At 65.4% G+C, this 25023-nt stretch carries 28 protein-coding genes; 13 read left to right on the top strand and 15 right to left on the bottom strand.

Going from position 1 to position 25023, the window contains the following annotated elements; genetic code table 11:
* Nucleotides 1-8 precede the first annotated feature (8 nt).
* Both OU999_07450 and OU999_07455 read left to right on the top strand, forming a co-directional pair.
* A complete protein-coding gene (locus tag OU999_07450) occupies nt 9-434 on the top strand; it encodes a DUF4112 domain-containing protein (protein ID WAC25010.1) in 426 nt (141 codons plus the stop codon).
* Between the two features lie 399 nt (nt 435-833).
* Nucleotides 834-1718 (top strand): LysR substrate-binding domain-containing protein, encoded by an 885-nt coding sequence (locus tag OU999_07455; protein WAC25011.1) that lies wholly within the window; start codon nt 834-836, stop codon nt 1716-1718.
* 72 nt (nt 1719-1790) lie between these two features.
* Here OU999_07455 and OU999_07460 read toward each other — a convergent pair whose 3' ends face one another.
* Nucleotides 1791-2243 (bottom strand): peptidylprolyl isomerase, encoded by a 453-nt coding sequence (locus OU999_07460; GenBank protein ID WAC25012.1) that lies wholly within the window; start codon nt 2241-2243, stop codon nt 1791-1793.
* A 248-nt stretch (nt 2244-2491) separates the two neighbouring features.
* Here OU999_07460 and mgtE point away from each other — a divergent pair, with 248 nt between their 5' ends.
* The 3 genes from mgtE (at nt 2492) to OU999_07475 (ending at nt 4756) form a co-directional block, all read left to right on the top strand.
* A complete protein-coding gene (gene mgtE, locus OU999_07465; protein WAC25376.1) occupies nt 2492-3871 on the top strand; it encodes a magnesium transporter in 1380 nt (459 codons plus the stop codon).
* Entirely contained in the window at nt 3871-4272 is a 402-nt protein-coding gene (locus tag OU999_07470) for a DUF1489 domain-containing protein (protein WAC25013.1), read from the top strand. Before mgtE ends, OU999_07470 begins: the two co-directional genes overlap by 1 nt.
* Before the next feature lie 160 nt (nt 4273-4432).
* On the top strand, nt 4433-4756 hold the full coding sequence (locus OU999_07475) for a GIY-YIG nuclease family protein (protein WAC25014.1): 324 nt from the start codon (nt 4433-4435) through the stop codon (nt 4754-4756).
* A 53-nt stretch (nt 4757-4809) separates the two neighbouring features.
* Here the strand turns inward: OU999_07475 and OU999_07480 are convergent, their stop codons facing one another.
* Both OU999_07480 and OU999_07485 read right to left on the bottom strand, forming a co-directional pair.
* Complete coding sequence (locus tag OU999_07480) at nt 4810-5475, bottom strand: DsbA family oxidoreductase (GenBank protein WAC25015.1); 666 nt, start codon at nt 5473-5475, stop codon at nt 4810-4812.
* Between the two features lie 81 nt (nt 5476-5556).
* The gene (locus OU999_07485; protein ID WAC25016.1) at nt 5557-6426 is read right to left on the bottom strand and encodes a 3-hydroxyacyl-CoA dehydrogenase NAD-binding domain-containing protein; all 870 of its coding nucleotides are present in this window, start codon (nt 6424-6426) and stop codon (nt 5557-5559) included.
* Between the two features lie 87 nt (nt 6427-6513).
* Here OU999_07485 and OU999_07490 point away from each other — a divergent pair, with 87 nt between their 5' ends.
* Complete coding sequence (locus tag OU999_07490) at nt 6514-7572, top strand: DUF1176 domain-containing protein (protein WAC25017.1); 1059 nt, start codon at nt 6514-6516, stop codon at nt 7570-7572.
* Between the two features lie 7 nt (nt 7573-7579).
* On the opposite strand, the gene OU999_07495 is transcribed toward OU999_07490, so the two are convergent.
* Nucleotides 7580-8047, bottom strand: coding sequence for a GNAT family N-acetyltransferase (locus tag OU999_07495; protein ID WAC25018.1), 468 nt, complete (start codon nt 8045-8047; stop codon nt 7580-7582).
* 139 nt (nt 8048-8186) lie between these two features.
* Between OU999_07495 and OU999_07500 the strand changes: the two genes are divergently transcribed.
* Nucleotides 8187-9236, top strand: a complete 1050-nt coding sequence (locus OU999_07500; GenBank protein ID WAC25019.1) for an isoaspartyl peptidase/L-asparaginase — start codon at nt 8187-8189, stop codon at nt 9234-9236.
* Nucleotides 9237-9262: 26 nt separating this feature from the next.
* Entirely contained in the window at nt 9263-10924 is a 1662-nt protein-coding gene (locus tag OU999_07505) for a thiamine pyrophosphate-binding protein (GenBank protein ID WAC25020.1), read from the top strand.
* Between the two features lie 181 nt (nt 10925-11105).
* On the opposite strand, the gene OU999_07510 is transcribed toward OU999_07505, so the two are convergent.
* Nucleotides 11106-11288 carry a CsbD family protein gene (locus OU999_07510; protein WAC25021.1) on the bottom strand — a complete coding sequence of 61 codons (183 nt, stop codon included), beginning with the start codon at nt 11286-11288 and terminating at the stop codon, nt 11106-11108.
* A 50-nt stretch (nt 11289-11338) separates the two neighbouring features.
* On the bottom strand, nt 11339-11767 hold the full coding sequence (locus OU999_07515; protein ID WAC25022.1) for an EVE domain-containing protein: 429 nt from the start codon (nt 11765-11767) through the stop codon (nt 11339-11341).
* 72 nt (nt 11768-11839) lie between these two features.
* Between OU999_07515 and OU999_07520 the strand changes: the two genes are divergently transcribed.
* On the top strand, nt 11840-12778 hold the full coding sequence (locus OU999_07520; GenBank protein ID WAC25023.1) for an isopenicillin N synthase family oxygenase: 939 nt from the start codon (nt 11840-11842) through the stop codon (nt 12776-12778).
* 39 nt (nt 12779-12817) lie between these two features.
* On the opposite strand, the gene OU999_07525 is transcribed toward OU999_07520, so the two are convergent.
* The 3 genes from OU999_07525 to OU999_07535 all read right to left on the bottom strand — a co-directional run bounded on the left by OU999_07525 (nt 12818) and on the right by OU999_07535 (nt 15418).
* Complete coding sequence (locus OU999_07525; GenBank protein ID WAC25024.1) at nt 12818-13774, bottom strand: hypothetical protein; 957 nt, start codon at nt 13772-13774, stop codon at nt 12818-12820.
* Nucleotides 13775-13912: 138 nt separating this feature from the next.
* Complete coding sequence (locus OU999_07530; GenBank protein WAC25025.1) at nt 13913-14818, bottom strand: hypothetical protein; 906 nt, start codon at nt 14816-14818, stop codon at nt 13913-13915.
* 90 nt (nt 14819-14908) lie between these two features.
* Nucleotides 14909-15418: a hypothetical protein gene (locus tag OU999_07535; GenBank protein WAC25026.1), complete on the bottom strand. Its 510-nt coding sequence runs from the start codon at nt 15416-15418 to the stop codon at nt 14909-14911.
* A 305-nt stretch (nt 15419-15723) separates the two neighbouring features.
* Here OU999_07535 and rplU point away from each other — a divergent pair, with 305 nt between their 5' ends.
* The 3 genes from rplU to OU999_07550 all read left to right on the top strand — a co-directional run bounded on the left by rplU (nt 15724) and on the right by OU999_07550 (nt 17211).
* Nucleotides 15724-16185 (top strand): 50S ribosomal protein L21, encoded by a 462-nt coding sequence (gene rplU / locus OU999_07540; protein WAC25377.1) that lies wholly within the window; start codon nt 15724-15726, stop codon nt 16183-16185.
* Between the two features lie 29 nt (nt 16186-16214).
* A complete protein-coding gene (gene rpmA / locus OU999_07545; protein ID WAC25027.1) occupies nt 16215-16490 on the top strand; it encodes a 50S ribosomal protein L27 in 276 nt (91 codons plus the stop codon).
* A gap of 199 nt (nt 16491-16689) precedes the next feature.
* On the top strand, nt 16690-17211 hold the full coding sequence (locus tag OU999_07550; protein ID WAC25028.1) for a GNAT family N-acetyltransferase: 522 nt from the start codon (nt 16690-16692) through the stop codon (nt 17209-17211).
* 88 nt (nt 17212-17299) lie between these two features.
* On the opposite strand, the gene OU999_07555 is transcribed toward OU999_07550, so the two are convergent.
* The 4 genes from OU999_07555 to OU999_07570 all read right to left on the bottom strand — a co-directional run bounded on the left by OU999_07555 (nt 17300) and on the right by OU999_07570 (nt 21287).
* Entirely contained in the window at nt 17300-17623 is a 324-nt protein-coding gene (locus OU999_07555; protein WAC25378.1) for a GIY-YIG nuclease family protein, read from the bottom strand.
* A 656-nt stretch (nt 17624-18279) separates the two neighbouring features.
* Nucleotides 18280-19779 (bottom strand): SPOR domain-containing protein, encoded by a 1500-nt coding sequence (locus OU999_07560; GenBank protein ID WAC25029.1) that lies wholly within the window; start codon nt 19777-19779, stop codon nt 18280-18282.
* A 40-nt stretch (nt 19780-19819) separates the two neighbouring features.
* Complete coding sequence (locus tag OU999_07565) at nt 19820-20542, bottom strand: hypothetical protein (GenBank protein WAC25030.1); 723 nt, start codon at nt 20540-20542, stop codon at nt 19820-19822.
* 28 nt (nt 20543-20570) lie between these two features.
* The gene (locus OU999_07570) at nt 20571-21287 is read right to left on the bottom strand and encodes a ParA family protein (protein WAC25031.1); all 717 of its coding nucleotides are present in this window, start codon (nt 21285-21287) and stop codon (nt 20571-20573) included.
* A 314-nt stretch (nt 21288-21601) separates the two neighbouring features.
* Here OU999_07570 and OU999_07575 point away from each other — a divergent pair, with 314 nt between their 5' ends.
* Nucleotides 21602-22762 carry an SPOR domain-containing protein gene (locus OU999_07575; protein WAC25379.1) on the top strand — a complete coding sequence of 387 codons (1161 nt, stop codon included), beginning with the start codon at nt 21602-21604 and terminating at the stop codon, nt 22760-22762.
* A gap of 42 nt (nt 22763-22804) precedes the next feature.
* Here OU999_07575 and OU999_07580 read toward each other — a convergent pair whose 3' ends face one another.
* Together OU999_07580 and OU999_07585 are read right to left on the bottom strand one after the other, a co-directional pair.
* Nucleotides 22805-23854, bottom strand: a complete 1050-nt coding sequence (locus OU999_07580; protein WAC25032.1) for a potassium channel family protein — start codon at nt 23852-23854, stop codon at nt 22805-22807.
* Nucleotides 23855-23865: 11 nt separating this feature from the next.
* Entirely contained in the window at nt 23866-24960 is a 1095-nt protein-coding gene (locus OU999_07585) for a M23 family metallopeptidase (protein WAC25033.1), read from the bottom strand.
* Nucleotides 24961-25023: the final 63 nt, after the last annotated feature.

A 25023-nucleotide genomic window follows, 5' to 3' on the forward strand; every position in this document is an offset into this window, starting at 1 on the left:
AGTGCAATATGAAGACGATCCGGCCTGAACAGATGGAACAGCTACGCGCGGCCATGCCCGCGTTGTCGAACGATCCGCAGGCGATCCGCCAGCGCGTGGAAATGCTGGAAATGATGCTGGAGCGCAGCATCACCCTGCCCGGCACCAGCCGCAAGATCGGGCTCGATTTCGTGCTGGGGCTTGTCCCGGTGCTGGGCGATGTCATCACCGGCGCGATGGGCCTGTATATCGTCTGGGAAGCGCGCAACCTCGGCATGTCGAAATTCCAGCTGGCGCGGATGGCCGCCAATGTCGGCTTTGACAGCCTGCTCGGTGCCGTTCCGCTGGTCGGCGATGCGTTCGATTTCTTCTGGCGCTCGAACACGCGGAACCTGAAGATCATCCGCAAGCATCTCGACAAGCACCATCCGGGTACCCGCACGATCACTTTCTGATTCGCGAATCACGCGATTCGGTCGCTGCAGGCGAATCAAGGAAGTCTGCGGATGACACCGCTTACCCTCACGGCTTGCAATCCTTTGCAGCGACTTCATCTCGCAAATGCAAAAAATAGCCCGGAAATCAAAGGATTTGCCAAGCCGCACGGGCTGGGTTAGGGGCTGCGCCTACAGGCCATCCAAGCACAAAAAAAGGGCCAGCCCGAAGGCTGACCCGATAAAGTTTTTAGGAGAGGATGCCTGAAAGGCATGATCAATATGGGTCAGAGACCCTTATTGTGCAAGTGCGAAATGAATGATTTGAGTTGCAAAGAACGCAACACTGATCGCGCAAAACCGTAGTTTGTCACGATTTGCAATTGCACATTTCCGCTGCACTGCAATAATGACCCGAACATGGCCATGCGACGTCTCCCTCCCCTGCGCTCCCTTGAAGCCTTTCTGCGCGTTGCGCGGCTGGGCTCTGCAAAGGCGGCTGCAAGCGAGCTGGCGCTGTCGCCGTCCGCGCTCAGCCGCCGAATCGGCGGGCTTGAGGATTTTGTCGGCAAGAAGCTGTTCAAGCGCCACAACCAGCAGCTCAAGCTCAACGAGGCGGGTGAAGCGCTATACGCAAGTGTCGCCCCGGCGATCGACGCGCTGGCCGATGCCGTGGCCGCGCATATGGACGACAGCCGGATCCTGCGCCTGCGGCTGGGCATGCTGCCGCTGTTCGGCAGCCAGCGGCTGGTCCCGCGGCTGGGCGAATTGCGCCGGCTTTATCCGATGCTGCATATCGATGTGGATACATCGGGCCATGGCGAGGCGCGGCTGGGCGATACGCTCGATGCCGCGATCGTGCTGGCCGAAAGCCCCGACCCGGCGCTCCATTCGGTGCGGCTGGACCGCAACTATGTCTATGCCATCGCCTCGCGCGAACTGGTCGACAGCCTGGGCCCGACACCCGACCTGGCCCAACTCAACCGCCAGACGATCCTGGTGCACAATGAAATGCCCCAGTCGTTCGAGGCATGGAAGCACGCGCTGGGGCTGACCGACCTGCATCCGCAGTCGATCGATCATATCGACAGCGGCCCGCTGATGCTTGAAGCGGCGGCCCAGGGGCTGGGCATCGCCATCATGCACGACGATCACCTCACCCGTTCGGGCGATGCGCGGCTGTCCAAGCTGTTCGACGTGCGCGTCGAGAGCCCGTACAGTTACTGGTTCGTGTGCAAGCCCCGCGCGCTCGACATGCGCGCGGTGCGGCTGTTCCACGACTGGCTGGTGGAAGCGAATATCTGAGGCGGGCGGCAGCGCTGCCTGCACCTCTGGCTGTCCCCCTCCCCCGAAAGGGAGGGGTTCAGATCCAGCCGATCAGGCCACCGTGGCCGATGCGATCACGCCGGGCTTTGCGGGCGGTTCACCCTTGGGCAGCGCGTGGACATGTTCCATGCCTTCGATCACCTGGCCCCAGACGGTGTACTGACGGTCGAGGAAGCGGGCGTCGTCCAGGCAGATGAAGAACTGGCTGTTCGCGCTGTTCGGGTCCATCGTGCGCGCCATCGAGCACACGCCCTCGACATGCGGCTCGTCGTTGAATTCCTGGCGTAGGTCGGGCTTCTTGGAACCGCCGGTGCCGGTGCCGTTGGGGCAGCCGCCCTGCGCCATGAAGCCGGCGATCACGCGGTGGAACTTCACGCCGTTGTAAAAGCCTTCGCTGGCGAGCTCGACAATGCGCTCGACATGGTTGGGCGCAAGGTCGGGGCGCAGCTTGATGACGACATCGCCGCCATCCTGAATGTGAAAGGTAAGCGTTTCGGCGGTCATGGTCGGTCCTTCTTGCCTTGGGAAAATTCTGCCGCCGATATAGCGGGGCGCAGGCGAATGTCACCCCTTGGCCGAGCTTGGCCGATGCGCCGGATCGGGATTGCTTTTGCAGGTGCGAACGGCCAAACACGCGGCCATGCATGTTGGGCGTCGCAGCACGCCTGCACGCCCCCCTCCAACCCGCCAGACAGGAGCAGGCCATGACCGACCCGACCGACGCTCCGCTCCACGAACCCGATCTGCACGAGATGCCCGACCAGAGCGCCAGCCTGGACGAGGACAACCGCCTGCTGCCCGGATTTGTCGCGCAGGTCTGCGATGCGCTGGACCGGGAGGATGACGAGGCGGCCTATGACCTGGTCGAGCCGCTGCACCCTGCCGATATTGCCGACCTTTTCGAGCTGGTCGAGCGCGATTATCGCGGCCCGCTGGCCCGTGCGATCACCGACCTGCTCGGCGCGGACGTGCTCACCGAGCTCAACGATTATGTCCGCGATGACGTGATCGACGCGCTGCCCGCCGCGCAGGTGGCGGAACTCGCCGGGCAGCTCGAGACCGATGACGCGGTGGCGATCATCGAAGAGATGGAGGAGGAGGACCAGCGCGCGGTTCTGGCCGAGCTGGAACCGGCCGATCGCGCGGCGATCGTCGATGCCCTGTCCTTCCCCGAGGAATCCGCCGGACGCCTGATGCAGCGCGATCTGGTCGCTGTCCCCGAGCATATGAATGTCGGTCAGCTGATCGATTATCTGCGCGAGCATGCCGAGCTGACGACCGAATTCTGGGAAATCTTCATCGTCGATCCGCAGCACCGCCCGGTCGGCACCTGCCAGTTGAGCTGGATATTGCGCACTCCGCGCCACATTGCGCTGACCGATGTGATGAAGCGCGACCAGACGCTGATCCCGACCGATATGGATCAGGAAGAAGTCGCCCTAAGGTTCCAGAAATACGCGCTTATTTCCGCCGCCGTGGTCGATGGCGCCGGGCGGTTGGTCGGCCAGATCACGGTCGATGACATCATCCATATCGTCCAGGAAGAGGCAGGCGAGGACATTTTCCGCCTGTCGGGCGCGGGCGATGGCGACATTAACGAGCCGGTGCGAGAGACCTACAAGACCCGCGTGCGCTGGCTGATCGCGAACCTGGGCACCGCGCTCGTCGCTTCCAGCGTCATCGGCTTTTTCGGTGGCGCGATCGAGCAGATGGTGGCTCTGGCGGTGCTGATGCCGATCGTCGCGGGGGTCGGCGGCAATGCCGGGACGCAGACGCTGGCGGTGACGGTGCGCGCGCTGGCGACCAACCAGCTGACCGAATCGAACACCCGCCGCGCGATCATCCGCGAGATGCGCATCGCGATGCTCAACGGCGCGACCATTGCGCTGATCGCGGGCACGGCTACCGCCTTGTGGTTCCATGACGCGCATCTGGGGCTGGTGATTGCCGCTGCGATGCAGACCAACATCCTGCTCGCAGGACTGGCCGGGGTCGTCATTCCCGTGGTGCTGGAAAAGCTCGATCAGGACCCGGCGGTCGCCAGCTCGATCTTCGTGACGATGACCACCGATTCCATGGGTTTTCTCGCCTTTTTGGGCCTGGCGGTGGCGAGCGGACTGGTCAGCCTGTAATGCCGCTGTCGATGACCAAGATCGCGTTCGGCGCGACCAGCGTTGGCTCGCTGCGCCAGTGGATCGAGAGCCATGCGCCGCTCGGCGAGGCGCGGCTGACCACGCGCTACCTGCCCAAGCGGCACGAGGAGATGGGCGGCGGTTCGCTCTACTGGATTCACAACCGCGCCATTGTCGGCCGCAGCCCGCTGATCGGCTTCATGGACAATGGCCAGGGCCGCATCTGGATCCGCATCGAACCGCGCCTGATCGCCGTGCAATCCATCCCCCGCCGCGCGCACCAGGGCTGGCGCTATCTCGAAGCCGCCGACGCGCCTGCCGACCTGGGCGATGGCGTCAGCGAGGCAGAGGCGATGCCGGCGGAAATGCTGGGCGAACTGGCAAGGCTGGGGCTGGTCTAGGGGGCTAGCGGTTGCCCCTGGGGCAAGCCCCTCACCCCAGCCCGCTCAGCCTGAGCCTGTCGAAGGCCCCGCGCTGTCGTTGCCAGATTACCCATCCCCGACACCCACCCCGCTCAGCCTGAGCTTGTCGAAGGCCCCGCGATAACGGTAGCGTTTGCGGATGTCCTTCTACGCCTACCTGCTCCGATGCAACGACGGCAGCTACTATGCCGGGCACACCGACGATCTTGAGCACCGCCTGTCCCAGCACCAACTCGGCACGCTCGGGGGCTACACTGCCAAACGATTGCCCGTCTCGCTGGTCTGGTCTGAGGATTTCGGCTCGCGCGAGGATGCTTTCTGGGTCGAGCAACAAATCAAGGGCTGGTCTCGCGCCAAGAAGGAGGCCCTCATTGCCGGCGACTGGGACCTGATTTCTCAACTCGCACAGAACAGGACGGCAAGCGGCACCGGCTGTGCGGGGCCTTCGACAGGCTCAGGCTGAGCGGATGTGGGTGCAGTTTAGGAGACGGCCCACCGCCCCCTCAAACCAGCCCCTCAGGCCAGCGCCTTTTCGCGCACCTTGCGGATCACGTTGACGAAGGTCTCCGCTTCCTGTGCGCCGGGGACGAGATATTTGCCGTCGAAGATGATCGCGGGCACGCCGCTGATGCCCTGTTCGATCCAGTGGTCGAGATGCGCGCGCACGGCGGCCTCGTTGTCCGGATCGTTGAGCACCGCGCGGCCCTCGTCGGCGTCCAGCCCGGCATCGGCGACGATCGAGAGCAGCACCTCCTCGTCGCTGACATCGCGATTGTCCTGGAAATAGGCCGCGAACAGCGCCAGCTTCAGCCGGGTCTGCGCCGCGCTGTCATAGGCCTCGCCCGCCCAGGTCAGCAGCTGGTGCGCCTTGAACGTGTTGTAGATGCGCATGTCCGGCCCGTAGTGAAAGCCGAAGCCCAGCCGGTCGCCCAGATCGGTCAGCCGTTGGCGATTGCTCGCGCTCTGCTGCGGGGTTGCGCCATATTTGCGCGCGACATGCTCCGAAATCGCCTCGCCCTCAGGCACCATCTGGGGGTTCAGCTCGAACGGATGCCAGGTGATCTCGGCCTCGACATCATCGCCGACAATGTCGAGCGCCTTTTCGAGCTGCTTGTAGCCGATGATGCACCACGGACACACGACGTCCGAGACGATATCGATCTTGAGCCTATGGGCAGTCATCCTCGGTCTCCGAAACTTGCAGCTTGGCCCCGAAGGCCGAGTGTATCGAACTTTTTGGGGCCTGTCAGCCTGTCCGGACCATCAGCGTGTCGGAACCGGGGTTTCGCCCGAATAGTCGTAGAAGCCGCGCCTAGTCTTGCGGCCCAGCCAGCCGGCTTCGACATATTTCACCAGCAGCGGCGCGGGGCGGAACTTGGGATCGCCGGTGGTGCTGTGCAGCACCTGGGTGATGCTGAGGCACGTGTCGAGCCCGATGAAATCGGCGAGCGTCAGCGGCCCCATCGGGTGATTGAGACCCAGCTGCACCGCCGCATCGATATCCTCGATCGTCGCGACGCCCTCGCCCAGCGCAAAACAGGCTTCGTTCAGCATCGGCAGCAGGATGCGGTTGACGATGAAGCCCGGCGCGTCATTGGCCTGCACCACGCGCTTGCCGATCCGCTGCGCATAGGCGCGGACGAACTCCACCGTGGCGTCCGATGTCGCCAGGCCCCGGATCAGCTCGATCAGGCCCATCACCGGCACCGGGTTGAAGAAATGCACGCCGACAAAGCGCGATGCATCGGGGCTGGCGGCGGCCATGCGGGTGATCGGGATAGACGAGGTGTTGCTCGCCAGGATCGCTTGCGGGGCCAGCACCTTGCCGACATTCTCGAAGATCGCGCGCTTGATGTCCTCGCGCTCGGTCGCCGCCTCGATGATCAGGCCTGCCTCGGCCATGGCAGCATAGTCGCCGACCGGCTGGATGCGGCCCAGCGTGGCTTCGGCATCGGCGGCATCGAGCTTGCCCTTGTCGACCGCACGGGCCAGCTGCTTGCCGATTCCCGCCTTGCCCTTTTCCGCCAGTTCGACCGACACGTCGGAAAGAAACACGTGGATACCCGCCTGCGCGCTGACCTGCGCGATGCCTGCGCCCATCTGGCCTGCACCGATGACTGCCAATTTATCCATGATGTGCCTCTTTCTGCTGATGCCGGAATCGGATAGGCCCGGCGCATAACCCAAGACCTCGAGTCTGGCTAGGAGCGAAAATCCGCGATGTTCAGCCCGTTTCTGTTGCTTGCCGCCGCCGCCACGGCCCCCGTCCCCGCCACCGCCCAGGGCCCCGTTCCGGGCGAGGTGAAGATCTTCAAGGACTGGTATGTCGCCTGCGACAATGTCTGGTCGTGCGATGCGGGAACGCTCTCCGACGATGGCAGCGAGATCTTCACCGCGCAGGTCGTGCGCATCCGGCGCGAGGGTGGTCCCAATGCCCGCTTCAGCATCGAGCTGGTCCCGCAGGAAGAACAGGCCAAGGGCCCGGCGAGCCTGGTGATCGATGGCGCCAAGCCGCTGACCGGCATGCAGGACAGCGATGGCGACACCTGGCTGGACGAGGAGCGGTCGATGGGAATCGCGCGTGGCCTTGCCAATGGCACCAGCGCCAAGGTCGTGCTGTCGGACGGGTCGGCCATCCCGATCTCGCTGGCCGGTTCGTCGGCGGCGATGCGCTACATAGACGCCATTCAGCAGCGCGCCGGCACCAGCGGCGCCATCGTCGCGACCGGCCCCAAGCCCGACACCGCGCTTCCCCCCGCCATGCCGCAACTGACGGCGCGCGCCGCGACCAGCCTGATCGAGCTGCCCGACCTGAAGGCCTATCCCAAGGTGATCGCCGATACCGGCTGCGAATTCCGCATGGAAGGCGCGCAGGACAGCGTCGAATCGCTCGGCCAGCGCAATGGCAAGGACATGGCGCTGGTGCTGATCGCCTGCGATTCGGGCGCGTATAATTTCGGGTCGGTGGTGATGATCGCCGAACGGCCGATGGAGGACCCGAACGCCCGCTGGACCTTCCGCAAGGCAAAGTTCGAAACGCCCACCGGCTGGGGCGACGAGGAGCAGGTGGCGCAGGTGGTCAACGCCAGCTTCGATCCCGCAACCGGCATCCTGTCCGAATTTGCCAAGGGCCGCGGTCCGGGCGATTGCGGCACCTCGAACAATTTCGCCTGGGATGGCGAGCAGTTCCGCCTCGCCGAGCAGCATTTTATGGACGAATGCCGCGGTGCATGGGACTGGCCGCGCGTCTGGGTGGCGGAAGTTTCGCTGGTCAAATAGTGCGCGTTCAGAGCGTGCGCGTCATGCACATGCTGAACGGGTCTTCGGTATAATCGCCAAAGGGCGGGCATTCGGCAAAGCCGTGCTTGCGATAGAGCGCATGTGCCGCGTGGAACGGCTCGGGCCGCCCGGTCTCCAGGCTCAGCCGCGTCATGCCGCGTGCCTGTGCCTCGGCGATCAGGTGCAGCAGCATCGCCTCGCCCAGCCCGCGCCGCAGGAAGGCGGGGTCGGTGCGCATCGATTTCAATTCGCCATGCTGAGCGTCGATCTGCTTGAGCGCGCCGCAGGCGGCCAGCTGTCCATCGACGCGCAGCGCATAAAAGGTCACATCGGGCGCGCGCAGCCGTTCGACGGGAAAGGCATGGACCGAACAGATCGGCGAATGCTGCACCATCTGGTCGAGATGAAAGCGCAGCAGCGCGACGATATCCGCGCCGCTGAGGTCGTCTTCCGCAATCGTGATCGTCTGCTGCATGCCCTTGCCCCCGGGAACCTTTTCTCACCACCGGACATTGCGATGGAAGCGGCGCGCGATCCACACAAAGTTTGCGTGGCACAATAAACCCGCCTAATCGCCGCACCCATATTTCCCGCCTGATCCGGAGCCTGTTCCCATGTCGCACCCCTCGCCCGACAGCACCAGCCAAAGCAGCTGGTCCCTGGTCATCCATGGCGGATCGGGGCAGTTCGAGCGTGGCCGCATCAGCGCCGAAACCGATGCCGGTGCACGCGCCGGGCTGGATCGGGCGCTTGCCGCCGGGTCGGACGTGCTCAGCGCGGGCGGCAGCGCCATCGACGCGGTGCAGGCGGCGATCCTGGTGCTGGAGGACGACCCGCATTTCAACGCCGGGCACGGATCGGTCTATACCTATGAGGGCAAGATCGAACTCGACGCGGCGGTGATGGACGGCACCCATCGCGCCGCCGGAGCGATTGCGCGCGCGCACCACACAAAGAACCCGATCCTGCTTGCGCGCAAGGTGATGGAAGACAGCCCGCACGTGATGCTCTCGGGCGAAGGCGCGGACCGCTTCTCGGCGGAATCGGGACTCACCCAGGTGGAGAACGATTATTTCGGCACGCCCGAACGGCTGCGCCAGCTCGAGGAGATGAAGGCGAAGACCAGCGGCTGGTTCGATATCGACATGAAATACGGCACCGTAGGCGCGGTGGCGCGCGATGCGCACGGTCATGTTGCCGCAGGCACCTCGACCGGGGGCCTCACCGGCAAGCGCTATGGCCGGATCGGCGATTCGCCGCTGATCGGCGCGGGCACCTATGCGGACGACCGGTCGTGCGCGGTTTCTGCCACCGGCGCGGGCGAATTTTTCATCCGCGTCGGCGTGGCGCATGAAATCTGCACCCGCATCCGCATGAAGGCCGAGGCGCGTGCCGAGTTCCTGGCGCACGAGGCCGAACGGAGCGGCGCGGCGCTCGACGAGGCGGCGCGCACCAGGCTGCTCGCCACCGCGCTATCGGCGGACGAGGTGCAGGAGATCGTCGACGCCGTGATGGCCGAAATGGTCGATCTGGGCGGCACCGGCGGTATCATCTACCTCACGCCCTGGGGCCATCAGGGCTATGCTTTCCGCACGCCCGGCATGTATCGTGGCATGGCCAGCAGCGACGGCGCGCGCAGCGTCGCGATCTATGGCGACGAATGAGCAACGATTAAAAGGCGAGGAACCTCATGACCGGCATTTCCCCCCGCACCGGCGGGCGCATTCTGGTGGACCAGCTCGTGGCGCAGGGCTGCGACCGCATCTTCACCGTGCCGGGCGAGAGCTTCCTGGCGGTGCTCGATGCGCTGCATGACGTGCCTGAGATCGACACCGTGGTGTGCCGTCAGGAAGGCGGCGTTACCTTCATGGCGTGCGCCGATGGTGCGATGACCGGACGGCCCGGCATCGCCTTCGTCACGCGCGGCCCTGGCGCTACCAACGCCAGCATCGGCGTGCACGTGGCCATGCAGGACAGCAAGCCGATGATCCTGTTCATCGGCGATGTCGATCGCGGCATGCGCGACCGCGAGGGCTTTCAGGAGGTCGACTTCCAGGCGATGTTCGCCCCCTTGTGCAAATGGGCAGCGCGGATCGACGATGCGGCACGCATCCCCGAATATGTCGCGCGCGCCTATTCGGTCGCGATCTCGGGCAGGCCCGGCCCGGTGGTGCTGGCCCTGCCCGAGGACATGCTGAAGGACGTGGTCGAGGCCATGGACCGCCCGCGCGTCACCCGCCCTGCCCAGCCGGTCTGCCCCAATGGCTTTGCCGTGATGATGGAGATGCTCGGGCAAGCCAAGGCCCCGATCGCGATCATTGGCGGCGCGGACTGGAGCCCGTCGGCGCGTCTCAATTTCCAGATATTTGCCGAGCGGATCGGGCTTCCGGTAGCCTGCGCCTTCCGCCAGCAGGATGCGTTCGACAATGCATCACCGGTCTGGGCGGGCAATCTGGGCTATGGACCCAACCCGAAGCTGGTCGCGCGGGTCAAGTCCGCCGACCTGATCCTGGCGGTCGGCGCGCGATTGGGAGAGGCGACCACCGATGGCTATACGCTGGTGACGCCCGAGCATCCCGGTCAGACGCTGGTGCATGTCCATCCCGACCCCAATGAACTGGGCCGCGTCTATCGCACCGACCTGCCCTTGTGCGCGGACATGGACGAATTTGCCGAATCCGCTGCCTTGTGGGACGAGGATGCGGTGCATTTTGACAGCGGGGCAGAGGCGCATGCCGAATGGCTCGCCTTTTCCGATCCTCAGCCGACCGGCGCAACGCTCGATCTGGGCCAGTGCGTCAAGGCGATGCGCGCTGCGATGCCCGCCGATACCGTGATCTGCAACGGCGCGGGCAATTTCTCCGGCTGGTGGCACCGCTATTGGCCATATGGCGAAAAGCCCTCGCAGCTCGCCCCGACCGCAGGGGCCATGGGCTATGGCGTTCCTGCGGCGGTTGCCGCCGCGCTCAGGCTCAAGCATCGCAAGGTCGTGGCCTTGGCCGGCGATGGCGATTTCCTGATGAACGGGCAGGAACTGGCAACCGCCGTGCAATATGGCGCGGACCTGCTGGTGATCGTGATCGACAACGGCGCCTATGGCACCATCCGCATGCACCAGGAGCGCGAATATCCTGCGCGGCTTTCCGCCACGACGCTGCACAACCCGGATTTCGCGGCGCTTGCGCGGGCTTATGGCGGCTGGGCGGCGACGGTCGAACGCACCGACGAATTTGCGCCCGCGCTGGCCGATGCTCTCGCGCAACCGGGGCTGAAGCTGCTGCACCTCAAGACCGAGATCGAGAATATCGCCGCGAGTGGCGCAACGGTGTCGGGGCTTCGGGGTCGCGCATAAAAAAGCCTTCTCCCTCGATGGGAGAAGGTTACGAAGCCTTGCCAGCTTGCTGGCTAGGCGCAGTTGGATGAGGGTGATGCGCGCAACATGAGCGCAGTTTCACCCTCACCCAGCTTCGGCTAATTCGCTACGCTCATAAGCCTTCGCAGCCCTCCCCCATCAAGGGGGAGGGATAACTGCATCAGATCTTGTCGCCGAACGCGCCCTTGACGTCGCCGCTCAGCTTCTGGGTCTTGCCCTTGAGCTGCTGCGCTTCGCCTTCGGCTTCGAGTTCGGGATTGTTGGTCGCAGCACCGATGCCTTCCTTGACCTTACCGGCCAGGTCGTTGGCAACGCCTGCGGCCTTGTCCTTGAATTCACCCATGTTTCTGCTCCTTCTGTCTGGCGGGGCCGTGTGCCCCGCTTCGAGACAGATTACGCAGTGCTGGCAGGCGCGTTCCCTGCGAGCATCAGAATATGCGCCCATTCGTCGGGAGCGATCGGTGCGACCGAGAGCCGCGTCTGGCGCAGCATCGCCATTCCGGCGAGCGCGTCCTGCGCCTTCATCACCTGCAGCGATACCGCCCGCCTCAGCGGTTCGACCGGCTTCACCTTGACCGCCACCCAGCGTCCGCTGTCATCCTTGGGGTCGGCAAAGGCGGTCTGGCTGACGCGCATGATCCCGACCGCCTCCAGCCCGGTGCGCGAATGATAGAACAGCGCCAGATCGCCCTCGCGCATCGCCTTGAGGTTGTTCGACGCCTGCGCATTGCGCACCCCGTCCCATGTGCCTTCGCCATCGCGCACCAGATCGTGCCAGCCATATTCTTCGGGTTCGGACTTCATCAGCCAATATTGGGTCATGATTTTTCCTGCCAGCATGCCTAGATGGGCGCATCGCTCGATATTCGAGACTCAGCTATTGCGGACCGCATCATGATACAACTGCCCATTCTTTCGCTCACCGACGAACCTGCCGCTCTCGCGCAGAAGCTCGGCGACAGTTTTTCGACCTATGGCTTTGCGATGATCAAGGACCATGGCCTCGATCCCGCGCTGGTGCGCCTGGGCTGGGCCAAGACCGAAGAGTTTTTCGCGCTGCCGACAGAGGAAAAGCGCCGCTATTACGATGCGCAAGCCGGCGGTCAGCGCGGGTACACCCCGTTCGGCACCGAGATTGCCAAGGATGCCAAGGCGCATGACCTCAAGGAATTCTGGCATGTCGGGCGCGAGATCGATCCCGCCAGCCCGATCGCGCACACGATGCCCCGGAATGTCTGGCCCGAGCGTCCGGACGGCTTTCGCGCGACGTTCGACCCGCTGTTCGCCGAGTTCGACCGTGTCGGCAACATCATCCTGTCGCGCATCGCGGTGTATCTGGGCCTGAATGCCGACTGGTTCGAGCCTGCGGTGCATGAGGGCAATTCGATCCTGCGGCTGCTGCACTATCCGCCGATGGACGCGAGCCAGGGCGCAGAAGGCGCGATCCGCGCCGGCGCGCATGAGGATATCAACCTGATCACGCTGCTGCTGGGCGCAGAAGAAGGCGGGCTGGAAATTCTCGCCAAGGATGGCAGCTGGATCGACATGCGCCCGCCCGAAGGCGCGCTCGTCGTCAATGTCGGCGACATGCTGCAGCGGCTGACCAACCATGTCCTGCCCTCGACCACGCACCGCGTGCGCAATCCTGCGGGCGACCGGGCGCGCTACAGCCGCTATTCGATGCCCTTCTTCCTGCACCTGCGATCGGATTTCCCGATCCGCACGCTGGAAGGCTGTATCAGCGCCGAGCGGCCCAACCGCTATCCCGAGCCGATCCTGGCCGACGATTATCTGCATGAGCGGCTGGTCGAGATCGGCCTGGTAAAGGCGTGATCCAGGCCTGAGCAAACGGGCGATGCGCGCGGCGCGGGTTCAGTCCCCGCCGCCGCATCCGCCCCCGCAGCCGCTGCTGCAACCGCTGTCGCCGCCCGAATCGCTGCTGCCGGAATCGCCGCCCGAATCCCAACTGCCCTCGGCCCCGCCGCCACCGAAATCGCCGCCGCCCGCGACAAAGGCCGCGCCACCCGCTGCGGCCGCGCCGCCGCCCGATTCCGACCAGCCGCCAAAGCTGCTGTCCGAACTGCCCGATCCGCTGTCGTCCCGGTCACGCCGCCGCGCGTTGCGCTGGGTCGCCGTTCTGTGGCCGCGCCTCCAGATGCGGTCGATCAGAGTGCCGATGAGCAGCATCAGCACGAACGCGACGCCGACCAGCACGACAATGCCGTAATTCGTGTCGAACACGAAGTTGAGCGCCCGGTCAGCCGGCGAAACTCCCTGGGGCTGTGCCGTCTTTGCCACCAGCGCGGTGCACGCCGCCAACAGGCTCGCGCCGCCTGCCATGGCTGCGATCAGCACGGTCTTTCGTGGCAGCAGGATGTGACGGCTGCGATCCACCCATTGATAGCGCGTGCCGAACCGGATGTCCGATGGCGGCCAGATGTCGCTCGGCGGTTCCTGCCCGAATGCGGCGCGATAGCGCGCCAGCGTGTCGGCATAGAGGCTGCGGTATTTGCGCGATTCGGCACCGCCGCCTGCGGTCGGCCCATGGTGCAGCGGCCGCCCGATGATCCGCGCGCACAACTCCTCCCAATAATGCCGGGTATAGGCGAGGTGCAGATGCCAGGCCTGGTCGACCTGGTCGGACGGGGTGACTTCGCCGGTGCCGGTGGCAGCGAGGTACAGGAAGCGGCGATATTCCTCCATCACCGCTTCGGCATGGGCGCGCGACCAGCCATTTTCACGCGCCAGCCGCCGGGTGAAGGTCAGCGCTGCACCCTGCGGCTCGATACGCATATCGGCAAGCGCCCGCCAAATCGGATCGTCGACCATCACCGCCCTCCCCGCCGTTTTGGTAGAGCGGAGGCTATCGAGTCCTTGGCATGGGGGCAATCATCAAATGTAAAACAAAAATGGGAGCATTTGCGGTGCTGCAAATGCTCCCATTCGTTGTTCGCGAGGCGCGCAGGATCAGCGGCGGATGCGCGCCCGGGTTTCCAGATCGCTCAGGCGGCGATCGAGATAGGCGCGGTCATCGGCGCTGGCGTTCAGCCGCGCATAGGCCGCTTCCAGCCGGGTCAGGTCTTCATGCTCGACCCGCAGCTGCGCCTGAGCACTGGCCGAAAGGCCGCTGGAGGGCAGCGCACGGGCAATTGCGTCAAGCCGCACGCGCGGGGTCTGCACCGTGTTGCCGCCACCCGACGACGCCATGTCGCCGACGCGGGCATCGAGCGCCTCGAGCCGGGTATAGAGGTCATCGCGTTCCTGGTCGGTGATGCGGCCATCGCGCAGATAGGTGGATTCGGTGCGGACCAGAGTCGCATAATCGGTCTTCAACCGGGCCCCCGCCACGCGGGTGATGCGGCGCGCGTTGACCGAAGCATCGACACGCTGGTTGAACTCGGTCTGGCCATCGGCGATCGAGATGCCGATATCCGAGCCGTATTCGTCACCATAAGTGCCGTCGGCGATCACCTGGGTCAGCTGGCCATAACGGTCGGCCAGGTCCTCACGCTCCTGCGTGGTAAAGCGGCGGTCGGCACCATAGCGCGCCTCGAGTTGCACCAGATCATAATAGTCGCTCTTCAGCCGCGTCGCGGTGCGCTGGTCGAGCTGGCCCGAACGGACATCGGCATCGATCCGCGCCTCGAACTGGCCGCGCTGCGTTGCCAGCGGCGTGCGGCCGAACGACCATTGCGCCTCGATCGACTGGGTGGAGCCGGTGCGATCACCGAACAGCGCGCCGAAGATCGAGTTGAGCCGCTCCTGCTGGCGCGAACGCTGCGGATCGGCGGTGGTGCCGTCGGTCTGGGCGAACGCGGCGGTGCCGGTCAGCATCAGGGCGGCAGCGGCGGTAGCGGTATAGAGTGACTTCATAACGCAATTTCCTTGTTGAACGATGCACGCAGTACGTGCCGCCCCAAGGAGGGTTGCGACGAACCGTTTCGCCGCCCCTGTAAAATCGCGTCAATTGGCCAGGCTGGTCCTGAGCTGGCCGATCACCTTGTCCTGGGCGTCCAGCAGGGCGAGCAGATGCACGCGCGCCTGTTCGATCTGGTCGCTGCCGCCGGGCTTCACCTCGCCCGCCGCTTCCTTCTGCACCCGCGCGACGTACAGCTCTTCCAGATCACCCAGGATCTGCGCCAGTTCGCGCCGGGGGGCATCGAGCGCGCTGATCCGGGTCTGCGCCACCGACCAGTCCTCGCTGCCCACCGCATCGCCGCGCGCTGCGCCTGTGGCGGCCTGCGCCGCGGAACGGGCGACGGCAAAGTCCGCCTCGGCCGTGTCGGCACGCGCGAGCATCGCGGCAAGATCGCGCGCCAGGGCGGGATCGCTCACGGTCTCGATCGGCGGCGGCGGGGCCTTGGCCTCGGCCTGGCGATCGCGCAGCTCGACCTCGCGCCGTTCCAGCGAAGGGCGTTCTGCCATCGGCTGAAGGCATGCGGCCAGCAGCACGGGCAGTGCAAGGGCGGACAAGCGGGCGATTTTTGCCGAGGTGACTTTCATGGACCAAGGCTCTAGGACAGCCAGCATATCTGGGCAACCGGCTTGCCACGCCCGCCGCCGGCAATCCGCCCGAACGGCCAAAAAAGCCGCTGCGATGGTTGACAGCACCAGCGGTTTCACCTAACGGGCATGGCTTTCCGGCGCGGGGCATCCCGTCGCAGGGCAGTGGTTTTCACTCTACCGATTCGGGCCTGGCTACAGGCAGGATGAAACAGGTGAACGTCACAATTTGCGTGCCCGGAACCCGATTGAAGCTAACAGAAACGAGACAACCCATGTTCGCTATCGTGCGCACAGGCGGCAAGCAGTATCGCGTTGCAGCCGGAGACAAAATCGCAGTGGAGAAACTGGCCGGCGAGGCTGGCGACGTCATTGCGCTGAACGACGTTCTGCTCGCCGGTGACGGCGGCGAGGTCAAGGATGTGGCCGGTGTGGTCGTCTCCGCCGAAATCATCGCCCAAGCCAAGGCTGAAAAGGTGGTGATCTTCAAGAAGAAGCGTCGCCACAACTATCGCCGCAAGCTCGGCCACCGCCAGCAGCACACGATCCTGCGCATCGTCGCCGTGGGCGAAGAAGCGAAGAAGGCTCCCGCCAAGAAGGCCGCTGCCAAGACCGAAGCTCCGGTCGAAGCTGCTGCCGAAACCCCCGCTGCCGAGGCTGCACCCAAAAAGGCTCCGGCCAAGAAGGCTGCCACCAAGAAGGCCGCTGACACCGATTCGTCGGCTGACAACGCCTGATCGCGCGCGAACCCAAGGAGTTTTGAGAAATGGCACATAAGAAAGCAGGCGGTTCGTCGCGCAACGGTCGTGATTCCGCAGGTCGTCGTCTTGGCGTGAAGAAGTTCGGTGGCGAGCCCGTCATCGGCGGCAACATTATCATCCGCCAGCGCGGAACCAAGGTCTATGCCGGTGCCAATGTCGGCATGGGCAAGGACCATACGCTGTTTGCGCTCACCGAAGGCCGCGTGAAGTTCCACGAAGGCCGCCTTGGCCGCAAATACGTATCGGTCGTCGCCCCGGCGATGGCGGAAGCCGCCGAATAACGGACGATCGATGACGGGTCGTCCTTCAAGGGATGACCCCGGCCGGTGAAAACCCGGACCAGATGACAGGGAGATGGGGTCCGTCCCGTCTCCCTTTCTTTTTGTCTCCCTGTCACCGCACTGACTCCAGCCTGTCACTTTTGGCTGGCAAGGGCGCGGACAACACAGGAGAGACATAATGTTTGCAAGAACGCAAAGATTGTTGCTGCGGCCGGTCTGGCCCGAAGATGCCGGTGCACTGTTCGCGGGCATCAACGACGAGCGCATCGTGTGCAACCTTGCCCGCGCGCCCTGGCCCTACAGCCCTGAACACGCGCGAGAATTCGCCGCCCGCGCGCAGGACCCCTTTTATCCGCACTATCTGCTGACGCTGCCGGGCGATGCCGGGCAGACGCTGATCGGCAGCTGCGGCCTGGGGCAGACCGATCAGGGCGAGGCCGAGCTGGGATACTGGATCGCGCGCGATCACTGGGGCAAGGGCTATGCCACCGAGGCCGCGCGCGCGGTGATCGCCAATGCCTGGACATTGGGGCACCGCAAGCTCGTCGCCAGCCACTATATCGACAATCCCGCTTCGGGCGCGGTGCTGCAGCGGCTGGGCTTCGTCCCCACCGGCGTCACCCGCCCCCGCTTCAGCGCCGGACGCGGCTATGCAGCGATGGCGCAGGAATATGCGCTGGAGAGCGACATGGTGGAGGTAGAGCGACCGCTCGCGGCGTGAGAGGTGAGCGAGGCGCGGTGGGTAGCGCCGCCCCAAGCCCCGCCCCTCCGCGAAGGCGGAGGTACCGCGCTATCCGCACCACGCCCGCTCAGCCTGAGCTTGTCGAAGGCCCCGCGCTATCCTTGGCCGAATAACTCACCCCCCTCGAAAGCCGCGAAACGAGCGCCCAATCTCCGGCGATCAGCGCTTCGTTCTTCGCTCGCGACCAGCCCTTGATCTGCCGCTTCACCCCGAACGCATCCTCGCGCGAGGCAAAGTCCTCAGACCAGACCAGTTCAACAGGCCGTCTTTTCGCGGTATAGCCCCCGCAGGCACCGCTGGCATGCTGGGACATTCGGTGTTCGAGGTCGTCAGTATGCCCGGCATAATAGCTACCGTCGCTGCATCGCAAAAGATACGCGTAAAAGGCCATAGCCCAGAATAGCGGTTTCGCGGGGCCTTCGACAAGCTCAGGCTGAGCGGAGGTGGGGTGGCGTTGGGACTGCGGAAGACAAAACTTGCCGTTCAGCAAATAACCCCATTGCGGACATTCACGCTCCGTGTTCAGATGACTGATGGGCCGTTGGATATCCACTGTCTGCGGTATTGCGTTGGCTGCTTGCGTAATGCTTGTGGTTCTTTGGCTGCGCGCTGAAAGTCACCTTCGTCAGCTACAACAAGAAGTTCGTTACCCGCTTGATGCGCCGTTAGAGCGCAGAGCTTATCAAGCGAAAGCTCGTTCCGAACGTAGCAGCGTGAGTGAGATCGAAGCCCATCTTTTTCCTGTGACCGTTTCTTTCCCAGATCGTGATTGTGTGGAGTTGAGACCGCGCTGGGGCGTTAAGGGTGGCACGAGCATTTCATGCTTCTCGAACGAAACGGGTAAACTCCTTAGCCACGACAATATTGGTGAATGAACGGCAGCTGATTACCGAGTAGCAGCCATCTCAACCTGCTGCTCTGCGCCCCTAAACCGGACGCTTGCAACCCTCTGAACCCGTCCAAGCGACCTCATCCCTCGGCGCCACACAAGCGGGATTCCCGCTTTCGCGGGAATGACGAGGGGTTGGATGTTGAAGCCCCCTCGCCTCAGCGGCGCGCGGCGATCTGGGTTCCGGCGGCCTTGGCGGGCACCGCGCGGGCGATGATGCATTCACCGCCACCGGACCGAACCTGCGCACACATGGCGCGGGCGCTCTTCTCGTCGGCAAAGCCGTTCGCGGTCAGGCGGTGCAGCGTGCGGCTGCCCACCGTGGTCGGCACGGCAACCTTGGAAAAGGCCGCGAGATCCTTGTGCTTGGCGCTATAGCCAGCCCAGGCGCGGGTGGCATTGGCCGCGCTCGAGAACATGCCGAGCTGCACGGCAAAGGCACCGTTGCTGACCGGGGTGAAGCTGGCCTTCTGGAACAGCGCGGGCGCGGGAGCCGCCTTGGCGGGTGCCGCCTTGGCAGGCACGGCCTTGGGTGCGGGCGCAGCCTTGGGCAGCGGGGCAGCCGCAGCCATCTGAACCGCCTGCTTTTCAGCCAGCGCCTTGCGCGCGGCGACCTGTTCGGGGCGCAGCTTGCGCACCGGCTTGGCGCGATAGTTGCCGGGCAGCGGCTGGACGATCTCGCGCGCGGTCATCAGCGGCGCGACGATCGCACCCGAAGGCGCAGGCGCGACGGCAGGTGCGGCTTCGGCCATCACCGGCGCGGGCACGGCAGCCGGAGCCGATGCAGGCACCGGCACAGCTTCGACACCGGCGAGCTCCATCGGCTTGTCTTCGACCGGCGGCAGTTCGATGGGACCGGCAGCGGGCGCGGCAGCTGCCAGAGCCTGCTGGCCGATCTGGGTTGCGGCGTCGGCCATCGCCGGGGTCGCGGACAGCGCCAGCATCACCGGCTGGCCGGGATCAGCCTGCGCCGGGGCCACGCCCAGCACCGATGCGACACGCTGGGCATGGGCCTGGGGATGCGCGATACGCGCCCATTCGGCAATCCGTGCTTCGGCGACCGAAGGATCGAGATCCTGTCCTGCCATGATCTGTGCCTCGCGCCAGCGACCGTCGAGGGCGTAGGCAAAAGCGAGATTCTGTCGTACCTTGGCGGTGTTATCTCCACCGCGAATGAGGTTGGCGAGCACATCGACACCCTGTTTGGTGTCGCCTGCCAGCGCCATGGCAAGGCCGAAATCGCCTGCGGGAATGGCATCGCGGTGCTGCTCGAGCAGCGCCTGAGCGGCAGCGGGGCGACCTTCGGCAACATGCATCAGCGCCAGGCTGATCACCGTGCGCGCGCTGGCATCACCCAGCGCCAGCGCATCGTCGAGCGACTGGCGGGCAGAGGCGAAGCGGCCATTGGCGAGATAGGCCTGGGCCAGCATCTTGCGCAACTCGGCATTGCGCGGGTCGAGCGCGACAGCGGCTTCGGCCTTTTCGAGCGCCTTGTCGGTCTTGCCGGCAGCGAGCGCCTTTTGCGACGAGGACGACAGGCTCTGCGGACGACCGCCACCGCCATGCGCCGAGCAACTCACCAGCACGCTGCCGACGAGGATGGTCGATGCCGCCAGCTTGAGCGCCAGCGCCCGGTTGATCTTCGATCCGCTTGCCATAGCCCTGTTCCCTCTTTGTCGGCCCCGACCTGCCTGCACCTCAGCGCGTTGCCGATCGCGTGACGCGACCTGCCAGGTCTTCTATTTCGGTCATTTTGGTTAACAATTCGTCAAGCGCCGCCGTGACCAGCTGCTGCGCGGATTGCCCGCTGACTGCGCTGGCCAGCCGCAGCTTGAGATGCCGGTCGGCATCGAGGCGCAGCGTGAACGCCGCGCGGCGCGCCGAGGCCTGGACGGCGGCGGCGACGACCTCCTCGATCACCGCCTGCTTGCGCTTGCGCGGCTTGGCGGAAAGAACGGGTGCGAAAGCGGCCTGCGGTGCGGGCTCTTCCATCGCCATCGGTTCGGCAACCGGGGCCGGTTCGGCGGCGACCACCGGTTCGAGCGCGATGGCGGCGATCGGTTCTGCGACCGGCCCGGGCTCGGCAAGGCGTTCGGCAATCTCTGCCTGCTGGCGCACCACATCGGGCACCTCCGGCGCGGCCACCGGCTGCGGTTCGGCCTGGCCCGGCACGGCATCGGGGATCGCGCCTGCCAGCAGATTGCCATAATGCGGTGCGCGCTCCTCATGCGCAGGATCGACATCATAGCCCATGTCGTTCCAGCCCAGATCGTCCTGCACGCCATAGCCGCCCGGTGTCAGCCCCGCGGTTCCCAGCGTGCCCAGACCATCCATGCCCTGGCGGCGCATCGCGGGGCGCGCGGCCCCCTTGCGCGCCAGCAGGCCGGAAGAAAGCGATGCTATCGGTTTGGGTTCGGCCATAAAGCTCATCCTTGCCCTCGCCTCTGCATCACGATCCGGCCACGCGGCGGCCGAAGCCACCCATCGGGCGGATCGCCCCGGGCGCGACGGGCGCATTGGGCACGGCAAACACGGTGCGGCGGAAGTTCTTTTCCAGCCGGTCGGAAATATAGGTCCACAGCGCGCGCACCTCGCCGGCGGACTTGCCGTTGGGGTCGACCTCCATCACCGTGCGGCCATCGATCATCGATGCGGCAAAATCGGTGCGATGGTGCAAAGTCGTCGGCGCGACTGTCCCATGCTGGGACAAGGCGACAGCGGCTTCAGAGGTGATCCGCGCCTTGGGCGTGGCGGCGTTGACGACGAAGATCAGCGGCTTGCCCGCGCGCTCGCACAGGTCGACCGTCGCCCCCACTGCGCGCAGATCGTGCGGGCTGGGCCGGGTCGGGACCACGATCAGCTCTGCGACCGAGATGACCGACTGGATCGCCATGGTGATCGCAGGCGGCGTATCGATGACGGCGAGCTTGAAGCCCTGCTGGCGCAAAATGGCAAGATCGGCAGGCAGCCGTGCGACCGTGGTCTGCGCAAATGCGGGATATTCGGGCTCGCGCTCGTTCCACCAATCGGCCAGCGAGCCTTGCGGATCGATGTCGATCAGCACCACCGGGCCGTCGCCGGCCAGCTGCGCCTGCACGGCCAGATGACCCGAAAGGGTCGTCTTGCCCGATCCTCCTTTTTGTGATGCCAAAGCGAGTACGCGCACTCCAAACCCCCTATAAGGTCCATCCGGTCAGGGCAGAAAATGCGGCAGGGCACCTAATTTTGAGTTAACGCTGGGCCGGACGCGGCGGGATGAGGCCCGGAAAATCGGGCTTTGGCGTGGCTTGCAACGGCTCTTGATGCGGGCGTCAACGCTTTGCTAACGTCTCGTTAGCTATAGCCCTTTACGCATGTAAAGGCCGGTAAGCCCGGCTTGCCGCGTGCATGCCGCCTGATAGGATGAGCGCACGACTTTACCAAATGCGATGGAGCAAGACCCGCATGGCACGTTCGACAAAATTTTCCCGCAATTTTCAGATGTTGGGCGCTGCGGTGCTCGCACTTACGGTGGCCAGCCCGGCGCTGGCCGATGTCAAGGCCGGGGTCGATGCCTGGGAACGCGGCGATTTCGCCAATGCCGTGGCCGAATGGCGCGATCCTGCGACCAGGGGCGATGCCGATGCGCAGTTCAACCTGGGCCAGGCCTATAAGCTGGGCCGGGGCGTGCCGATGGATCTGAAACAGGCCGAAGCCTGGTACAAGAAGGCGGCTGATCGCGGCCATGTCCAGGCGGCGGACAATTACGGGCTGGTGCTGTTCCAGGACAATCGCCGCGAAGAGGCGATGCCCTATATCCGCGCGTCCGCCGGGCGCGGCGAGCCCCGCGCGCAATATGTGCTGGGCACCGCGATGTTCAACGGCGACATTGCCGAGAAGGACTGGGTGCGCGCCTATGCGCTGATGACCCGCGCCTCCGCGCAGGGCCTGCCCCAGGCCTCGCGCAGCCTGGCGACGATGGACAAATATATCCCGCTGGCCGAGCGGACCCGCGGCACCCAGCTGGCCGCACAGCTTGAGCGCGAGGCCGTGGCCGAACGCCAGAAGCTGGCCGGCGCAGCCGCAGGCCTCGCCACGGCCGATACCGCCACCGGCGCCACCGCTCCGGTCAAGCCGGTCGTCACCGCCGCCGCCAGGCCCGCCCCGGTGCTGACCCGCCCGGCCACCGGATCGACGATCCAGACCACCGACCTGCCGCCTTCGCGCGTCAATGGCACGGTGATCCCGACCCTGCCCTCCAGCCCGACTGGCACCGCAGCGAGCGCAGGCGTCGATTTCGCGACCATGGGCACGCCTTCCGCACCTGCGCCGACGATGGCTCCGGCCCCGGCCCCGGCACCCAGGCCTGCCGCTCCGGTGGCTGCACCGGTCGCCACCGCCGCCAGCACCGTGCCTGCGGTCACCGCCATCGGCGACTGGCGCATCCAGCTGGGCGCGTTCAGCGAAGAAGGCCGCGCACGCACCCTGTGGAGCGGGCTCGAACGTCAGAATGCCGCGCTGAACGGCCTGCAGCCCTATCTGGTCAAGGCTGGCGCGGTCACCAAGCTTCAGGCAGGGCCGTTCGCGAGCCAGGCGGACGCCAAAAAGGCGTGCGACGCCGTCGCCCGCACCGGCCAGGCCTGTTTCGCGATCAAGAAATGACAATGGCCGACAGGGGGCGAGCGATCTTGCCCCCTGTGCTGGCTAATCGACGGCCATCGTTACCGGCGGACGGCCATCGCCCTGGGTGATGACGACAATGGTATCGTCCGCGCGCAGGCTGGCGCTCTCATCGTCCCGGAAGCCATAGGGCTTGCCTTCGCGGTAGATGCGTACGCCGATACCGTCCTTGATGTCCTTGAGCGGAATGCCGATTTCCTCGGTCCGTACGCTGCGCTCGATCAGCACCACCCGCCCGCTCGACGAGGCGAGATCGGCCAGATAGCTGCTGATATGCGGCCCGCTGCACGATCCGGCGAGCAGCAGCCCGGCAAAGCTCACAGGATTTATGACCGTGTTCGCGCCTGCCTGGCGCGCGAGCAGCTCGTTGTCGCCTGCGCGGATCACGACGCTGATCGGCACATCGGGGGCCAGATGGCGGATGGTCAGCACGATCAGGATCGAGGTATCATCGCGCCCGGCCGACACGATCGCCGAGCACGCCCGGTCGATATGCACGTCCTTCAGCGTCTCGTCGCGCGTCGCATCGGCGTTGAGCACATTGCAGCCCATCGCTTCGGCCTGGACCAGCGATTCCTCGGACTGGTCGACCACGACGATGCACGACGGATCGGTGCCGCGCGCGATCAGTTCGCGCACCGCTTCGGACCCGCTTGTACCAAAGCCCAGCACGACAATATGCCCCTTCAGGCGCTGCTGGATCCTGCTCATCTGCCATTTTTCCCATGTGCGCTTGATGACGAAACTATAGGCGGTGCCCACGAAGATGAAGATCACCGCGACCCGGACCGGCGTCACCAGCACCGATTCGATCAGCCGCGACCGGTCGGACACCGGGGCGATATCGCCAAAGCCGGTGGTGGTGACCGAGATCATGGTGAAATAGACGACATCCAGAAAGCTGATATGGTTGTCGTAATTGTCCTTGAGCCCCGCGCGGTCGATCCAGTGGATCAGGATGACAAAGGCGATCAGGAAAAAGGCGATGCTCAGCCGCAGCGTCACATCCGCCCAGACCGGCAGGCGCGCGGCGCGCTTCAGCAGCGCGCGCGGCTTGGTTTCGGGTTCGGCCATCCGCGCGGCGCTCAGTTCTTCGGCAGGTAGAGCAGCGGATCGACCGGCTTGCGGTCCTTGCGCAGCTCGAAATGCAGCTTGGGGGTTTCGGCAAAGCCGCTCTGCCCGGCAATGCCCAGCACCTGCCCTGCCTTGACCGCCTGGCCGCGAGTCACATCGATGCGTTCAGCATGGCCATAGGCGCTGACCCAGCCGCCGCCATGGCTGACCAGGATGAGCCCGCCATAGATCGCAACCTCGCTGCCGGCATAGCTGACCACGCCATCGGCTGCCGCGCGGAATGCCTGGCCGCGCACGGCGGCGATATCGATGCCGTTGCTGATCTGCCCCTTGCCGACCGGGCCATAGCGGGTGAGCAGCGTGCCGGTCAGCGGCCAGGTGAACCTGCCAGAAAACGCCTGGGGCACGGCCACCGGCACCGTCGCGGCCACGGGCGCGCGCGCGGGCTTGGCTGCCGGCACGGGCGTGTCTTCGGCAATGGCAGGCTGGCTGCCGGTGACGACATCGTCGATATTGACCACCAGCGCGCCGATGCGGCCCTGCGCGGTGCCGGGCCTGGCCGCAGGCGTCGCCGTGGCAGGCGCGGCGATCTGCGCCCCTGCGGGCAGTTTCAACTTCTGCCCGACACGCAGGATATAGGGTTCCTCGAGCGCGTTGAGCGTCACGATATCGCTCCACGCGACGCGATAGGCGTGCGCGATGGCGATGCCGGTCTCGCCCTGAGCCACGGTGTGATAGCGGCCGCCGGGGATGGTCAGCTGCTGGCCCGGGCGCAGCAGGTACGGCGCGGAAAGGCCGTTCGCCGCCGCGATCGCTTCCGATCCCGCACCCGTCCGGTTGCCGATGCCGCGCAGCGTATCGCCGGGCTGGACGGTATAGCGGGTGCCCGTGACATCGGAGGCGTTGGCGGCGACGCTGCGGCTTTCCCAGACCGGCGCATCGCTGCCTGCGACCGGCTCTGCGGCGGGCGGCGCGGCGGGTGCCCCGGCCTCGGTAATCTCCGGCTCCAGCCCCCGCGAGGTCACCCCTCCGGGAATGCAGCCTGCAACGCACAGCGCGGCCATCAAGGCCAGCCCCGTATCGATCCGTTTCCTACCCCTCGCCATGGCAAGCATGTCTAGCACGGATTGCAGCCTTTGCCACCGGGCAGCGCAGGATTTACAACGCCT

The sequence above is a fragment of the Blastomonas sp. SL216 genome (genome assembly GCA_026625625.1).
GTDB lineage: Bacteria > Pseudomonadota > Alphaproteobacteria > Sphingomonadales > Sphingomonadaceae > Blastomonas.